This is a genomic window from Flavimaricola marinus (assembly GCF_900184895.1).
Lineage (GTDB): Bacteria > Pseudomonadota > Alphaproteobacteria > Rhodobacterales > Rhodobacteraceae > Flavimaricola > Flavimaricola marinus.
Window position 1 is genome coordinate 434,613 of the sequence record NZ_FXZK01000002.1, and the last position, 6,136, is coordinate 440,748.

Annotated in this window: 5 protein-coding genes; 2 read left to right on the forward strand and 3 right to left on the reverse strand. The window is 58.0% G+C overall.

Features of this window, described 5'->3' with window-relative positions:
* Positions 1-74: 74 nt before the first annotated feature.
* A complete protein-coding gene (locus LOM8899_RS08915; protein WP_093991843.1) occupies positions 75-974 on the reverse strand; it encodes an SMP-30/gluconolactonase/LRE family protein in 900 nt (299 codons plus the stop codon).
* A gap of 197 nt (positions 975-1,171) precedes the next feature.
* On the opposite strand from LOM8899_RS08915, the gene LOM8899_RS08920 reads away from it, so the two are divergent.
* Positions 1,172-1,939, forward strand: a complete 768-nt coding sequence (locus tag LOM8899_RS08920; RefSeq protein ID WP_093991844.1) for an SDR family oxidoreductase — start codon at positions 1,172-1,174, stop codon at positions 1,937-1,939.
* Between the two features lie 15 nt (positions 1,940-1,954).
* On the opposite strand, the gene LOM8899_RS08925 is transcribed toward LOM8899_RS08920, so the two are convergent.
* Together LOM8899_RS08925 and LOM8899_RS08930 are read right to left on the reverse strand one after the other, a co-directional pair.
* Positions 1,955-2,911 (reverse strand): sugar kinase, encoded by a 957-nt coding sequence (locus LOM8899_RS08925; protein ID WP_245820480.1) that lies wholly within the window; start codon positions 2,909-2,911, stop codon positions 1,955-1,957.
* Positions 2,912-2,956: 45 nt separating this feature from the next.
* Positions 2,957-3,700: an SDR family NAD(P)-dependent oxidoreductase gene (locus tag LOM8899_RS08930; protein ID WP_093991846.1), complete on the reverse strand. Its 744-nt coding sequence runs from the start codon at positions 3,698-3,700 to the stop codon at positions 2,957-2,959.
* Positions 3,701-4,158: 458 nt separating this feature from the next.
* On the opposite strand from LOM8899_RS08930, the gene LOM8899_RS08935 reads away from it, so the two are divergent.
* Positions 4,159-4,842 (forward strand): GntR family transcriptional regulator, encoded by a 684-nt coding sequence (locus LOM8899_RS08935; protein ID WP_093991847.1) that lies wholly within the window; start codon positions 4,159-4,161, stop codon positions 4,840-4,842.
* Positions 4,843-6,136 lie beyond the last annotated feature (1,294 nt).

Consider the following 6,136-nt stretch of genomic DNA (forward strand, 5'->3'; position numbering starts at 1 on the left):
CTTTCTCACTTTGTCCGGTTTCCGGCCTGTCGTCCGCAGCGGCGGAACCTCCCGGAATAATTTCCTAGCGCGACTCAGGGCCGCTGCACACCGACTCTATTCAGCGTAACCCGATACAGGCTCGTCGTCGCGGTGATATAGAGCTCGTGTTTCGCGCGCCCGCCGAAGCAGATGTTGGACACCAGTTCCGGCACCAGAATTTTGCCGAGCAACGTTCCATTCGGCGCGATGCAGTGCACACCGTCTGCTGCGGACGACCAGAGATTTCCGTCAGTATCGACCCGCATTCCGTCGGCACAGCCCGGATCAATCGTGTGAAAATGCTGGCCTCCGGACAAAGCGCCATCCGGTGCACAGTCGTAGACCCGGATATGCTGCGGATCGTCGGTAAACATCCGACCGGTGTCGGCCACGTAGAGTTGTTTCTCGTCCGGCGAAAATGCCAGCCCGTTGGGGCAGGCCATATCCGTCACCACAGGCTGCGGTTCGCCGCCATCTGGATCGATGCGATAGACGACGCACGGGTTTTCCTGTTCTGCGGCGAAGCCTTCGTAGTTCGTGATGATCCCGTAGTGTGGATCGCTGAACCAGATCGAACCGTCCGATTTCACGATCACATCATTCGGTGAATTCAAACGCTTGCCGTTGAACTGATCGGCAATGACCGTAGTCCGTCCGTCATGCTCTGTTCGTGTCACGCGACGCGCACCGTGTTCGCATGAAATCAGCCGACCCTGGCGATCGCGGGTATGGCCGTTGGCATAATTCGAGGGGGTACGATAGGTCGACACCCCCTGCCCCGGCGTCCACCGCAAGATCCGGTTGTTCGGAATATCCGAGAACAACAGGCAATCGGCATCCCCGAACCAGACCGGCCCTTCGACCCAGTCGAACCCCGTGGCGAGTTGTTTCACTGGAGCGTTGCCGATCACGTAGCTCTTGAAGCGTGGGTCAAAAGCCTCAAAAAACGACATCTGGCAAATCCTCCTGACACCTACCCCCGCCGATGCTAGCATCTCGAACGGGAATTCCAAACGGCGGTTGTTCTGTTTTTCGGCGGGCCGAACACGTAACCGGGCGCCGACGGGGACAAAGCGTTCTGCCCTCGGTCGCCGCGCTATGTATACTGACCGCCTGAACACCATCCAGAAACCAAGGAAAGCTGCCCAACATGAGCCTCACACTTTTTGATCTGAGCGGCAAACGCGCCCTTGTGACCGGGTCTTCGCAAGGGATCGGCTATGCGCTGGCACGGGGCATGGCCGATGCCGGAGCGCATATCGTGCTGAACGGACGCGACCGAACCAAGCTGGACAAGGCCGCCACGGACCTGAAGGCCGATGGCCATGACGTGCAAACGCTGTTGGTCGACGTGACGGATCATGATGCGGTCCGCATCGCCGTGGACGCTTTCGAGGCCGAAGTCGGCCCGATCGACATTCTGGTGAACAACGCCGGCATCCAGCACCGCACCCCGCTGGAAGATTTCCCGGCAGAAGCGTTTGAGCGCCTGCTCCAGACCAATGTCGCGTCGGTGTTTCACGTCGGTCAGGCGGTGGGCCGCCACATGATCGCTCGCAACGCCGGCAAGATCATCAATATCGCGTCGGTCCAGACGGCCTTGGCCCGCCCGGGCATCGCCCCATACACCGCCACCAAAGGCGCGGTTGCCAATCTTACCAAAGGCATGGCGACGGACTGGGCGCGATATGGATTGCAGTGCAATGCCATCGCCCCCGGCTATTTCGACACCCCTTTGAACAAGGCATTGAAAGACGACCCGGATTTCAACGACTGGCTGTCCAAGCGCACCCCCGCCGGCCGCTGGGGGCAAGTCGAGGAACTGGTCGGCGCCTGCATCTTCCTCGCGTCGTCGGCCTCTTCTTTCGTCAATGGCACCACGGTTTACGTTGACGGCGGGATCACCGTCTCGCTTTGACCGGCGAAAACGCGATCATGGCGTGCCGAGCAAGCTCATATCCAACGTGACGAGGGCGCCACGTTGCGCAATCACTTGTCTCGCGACCCGGCAGGCGCGATCGATGGCGTCCTCGACCGAGGCGGTTTGGGCCAGACCGGCGAGAAAGCCCGCGTTGAAGCTGTCACCGGCGCTGGTGGTATCGACGACGACACTCACCGGCTCTGGCACGACCTGGCCCGTTTGAGCCTCGTGCCAGTAGGACACCGCCGCGCCACCATCCTTGACCACGATCGACCGGCACCCGGCCGCACGATACCGGGTGATCGTGCCCTCCGGGCTGGCGTCCCCGAAGTGCTCGGCTTCTTCCTCGAACGACGGCAACACGATGTCGCTGGCAGCTGCTCCCTGCATGATCGTCTGTCGCATTTGGTCCCGGTCGGACCAGAGCTTCGGCCGCAGGTTCGGGTCGAAGACGATGGTCTTGCCCGCCTCGCGCGCGCTGGCCAGAGCGCCGAACAGGTGAGACCGGGCCTGCCCGGACAGGATCGCCAAGGTGATCCCCGACAGGAACAGCACGTCGGCGTCAGAGAAGGCAGCGTTCAAGAGGTTGGGATCGTCGGCCAGCTGCCGCGCCGCGGATTGGCTCCGCCAGTAGGAAAAGCTCCGCTCCCCCGCATCCAGAGAGATCAGGTAGAGACCGACCGTACGATCCGCACTCCGCTGAATGTGGCTGGTATCGATCCCGATGCCGGACATCATCTGGACCATTTCATCCGAAATCTGGTCCTGCCCGACCCGACTGACATATCGCGCCTGCCAGTCGGGTTGCAGTTGCCGGACATACCAAAGCGTGTTGAAGGTATCGCCCGCGAACGACCGTGTGAATTGGCCCGGCGCGGCAGATGGCGCCATCTCGACCATGCACTCGCCGATGGTGGCAAAGCACATCGCCTTTGAAACCGGCCCCGACAAAAGTGGTTTTGAATGCATGGTCTATACCTTGATCAACAATGCCTGACGGCCTGCCGGCCGCTATCAGCTGAAAACGACGCCGCCGTTTATGTCCATATTGGTTCCGGTGATGAAAGCGCTGTCATCACAGGCAAGAAACAGCACGAGATTGGCCACGTCTTCGGGAACGCCCTGCCGTTTGACTGGCGCTGCGGCTTCAAAGCCCTTGCGGGCCGCGTCAGCGGTGTGAATGTTGTGAAAATCGGTGTCGATCATACCGGGGCATACCGCATTGACACGGATCTTCGGTCCGAGTTCCTTGGCCAACCCGCGCGTCAGCGTCATGACGGCACCTTTCGACGTTGCATAGGCGACCGAGCCGGGCCCGCCTCCGTCGCGGCCAGCCTGGCTCGCGAGGTTCACGATCGCCCCCGTTTTGAGATGTGGCAGGCAGGCCTTGATCATCAGGAAAGTGCTCGTCAGGTTGAGCTCCATCACCGCATTCCAATGATCCAGAGACATTTCGGCGATGGTCTTGCGGGCGATCAGTCCGCCGGTGTTGTTGACGAGTACGTCTACGCCACCGAATTCGGAGACGGCGGTGGCAACAAGTGCATCGACGCCCTCCTGCGTGTTCAGATCTCCCTGCAGCGCAATCGCCTTGCCACCGGCAGCCTTGATCTCTGCCACGGCGCTGTCTGCGCCGTCGCTGCTGGCGAAATAGTTGATGACGACATTCGCCCCTTCGGAGGCGAGCTTGAGGGCGCAGGCTCGCCCGATGTCACGCCCCCCGCCGGTGACGATGGCTGTTTTTCCAGCGAGTTTCATGCTGTTTTCCTTTAGATGAAGCGACTTATGCCCAGTGGGCAGAGATTCTGGAGGCTCGGTTGTCGGGCGGTACAATTGAGGCCTGCTCTGTCCGAGCAATGGGAATTGTCTCTTGGTCTGTCATGATCCCTCCCCCACATTCTTGGCGTTTTCCGGCAGTTATTCGTCAACTGCACAGGCCGAAAGCCCGATATTTGATCCGACCCAACGAATCGCGCCCTGACAACTGGCATACTAGTCGTTTTCATCTGGCATACTAGTTGCGATTTGGGCTATTATTGAAATTGGTACCGTTCGACATGCTCGTCTGATTGCAACACCGCTCCTACAGGACAGTCGGGGAAGACGACGCACAGTGGAATGGGCGGTTCGCATCTGGTAGTCATTGACCTGCCCGGTCTGGAGGCTGGAAAACACGCGCCCTGTCGACTATGTGAAGAGAAGGAAGGGTTGAGTTTATGCCGCAACAAGCACGAATTAAGGATCGCCGGACCAGTGTGGATGTCGTTTTCGATCATCTCTACGGGGCAATCGCGACCCTTGATCTAAGACCAGGTGACAAGATCTCGGAAGCCGAGATCGCCGCCCAGTTCGGTGTGTCGCGGCAACCGGTGCGCGATGCATTCAGCCGACTTGAAAACCTCGATCTGTTGGTGATCCGTCCGCAGAAGGCGACGGAGGTCAAGCGCTTCTCTTTGCGGGAAGTGACCAAATCGCGATTTGTCAGAGCGAGCGTCGAAGCGGAGGTGATCCGGCGAGCCGCAAGGGAGGCGAGCCCGAAGGACGGAGACGTGCTGGACACTTGGCTGGCAAAGCAGGCCAAGGTCGTTGAGGCCGGAAACTATGAGGAGTTCGGCAAGCTCGACTACGCCTTTCACGAAGAGCTCTGCAAGATCGCGAAAGTGGACTTTGCGTTCGAAGTCATTTCCTCTGAGAAAGCCCGAGTGGACAGGTTGTGCACACTCAGCCTGTCCAAGGAGGATCGTATGGGTCAGCTTTTGGACGATCACCGCAAGATCGCGGACCGGATAAAGGCTGGTGATGTCGATGGCGCAGTCGATGCCGGAATGATCCACCTGTCACGGCTCGACGCAACGATCGAAGCGATCTTCGAGAGAAATCCCGACTATTTCGAAACGTGAGACGCGCGCGTTTCGTTTTTCGACTGTTGGCCGTCTGATCGACTAGGTCGCCGGTGTCCTCAGCTAACTTCCCCCGCCCGCTACGCCCAAATCCACGACTGCGCGCTGGAGTGGGTCACCGAATTCTAATCGACGCTGTTTGCGGTCGCGCGATTGGTCAACGGCGTCTTTCTGGCTTTGGATGCAACACAGACTTCGTTTTCTGGGGTTTTGACAGCAAAAAGCCCCGGCTTGGAACCGAGGCTGCTGCGAGGCTTTGGTCGCCGGAGGGCGATTTGACCTAGACCGAACAACAGCAGAGTTCTCAGAAAAGACAAAGAAAATTTGATTTGACCAAGTTGGTCGCCCTGTCCACTTCACCAACCCGCGACCCCATCATTGCGAATTTTGCCGTACATGTGTTGGACTTGACCAGAACACACCGGCCAGAACCGCATAACTCATTACGATTAAATCACTATTCTGAGAGGCGGTCTTCTACGGTGTTTGACCGAGCCAGAGAACGTGACGTACATTCCCTACTAATCCCCTACTGAACGACTGCTGAAGTCCCAGGGTCTTTGGGTCCCTCGTGTTCGTTACTAGCGTTTCTCAAGATCCGGAATTTTTTCTTTTGAGGCAGCCCTCAGTCCTTTTATCCCGCCTGGTTCGCCTTAAGGTGATACTTGGCGGCCCTTTTGGCCGTATCCAATTATTTGTAATGACGTAAGAGTCAGGGCAGTCAGAGATGGAAACAGGCAAGGTCCTACGTCACATTCGATAGATTCTGAAGGCTACATTGCGGGAAGTGTTGGAGGCAACGGCCTACCCAAACAGAACGAAAAGCCCGTCGCCAAGCTTCCAAGCATCTACCATGATGTCGAAAAGACGGCCCAGGCGATGAAACAAATCTCAGAAAAACTGTTTGTAGATGACGCGGATAGAATTGAGTTCTACCGCGCCCAAGAATGGATCTCCGCATGCGCCAACCAAGTCAGTCTTCCCGTAAACTTTTGTGGTGGCATCCTCATCGTCCGACTTTGTCGGCGTTTGCTTCCGACCGAATATCAAACAGATGAATGAACCGCTGCGGTTCATAGTCTCGCGGCAGCATACGACTTTGCATTCTTGGCACTAGGCCACTCGGACGATGAGGCCGACTGACCTGAGTCCCAAGTTTCCTCCACCTTGCGGAGAGTCTTTGGGTTTTGGTTGATGGCCTTAGGCGGCCAGTTTGTCCATCATCGTTTTCTCTGCGAATTCCCTCGGTGTCAGGTTTTTCAAAGCCGAATGCGGTCTTTGATTGTTGTAGTTC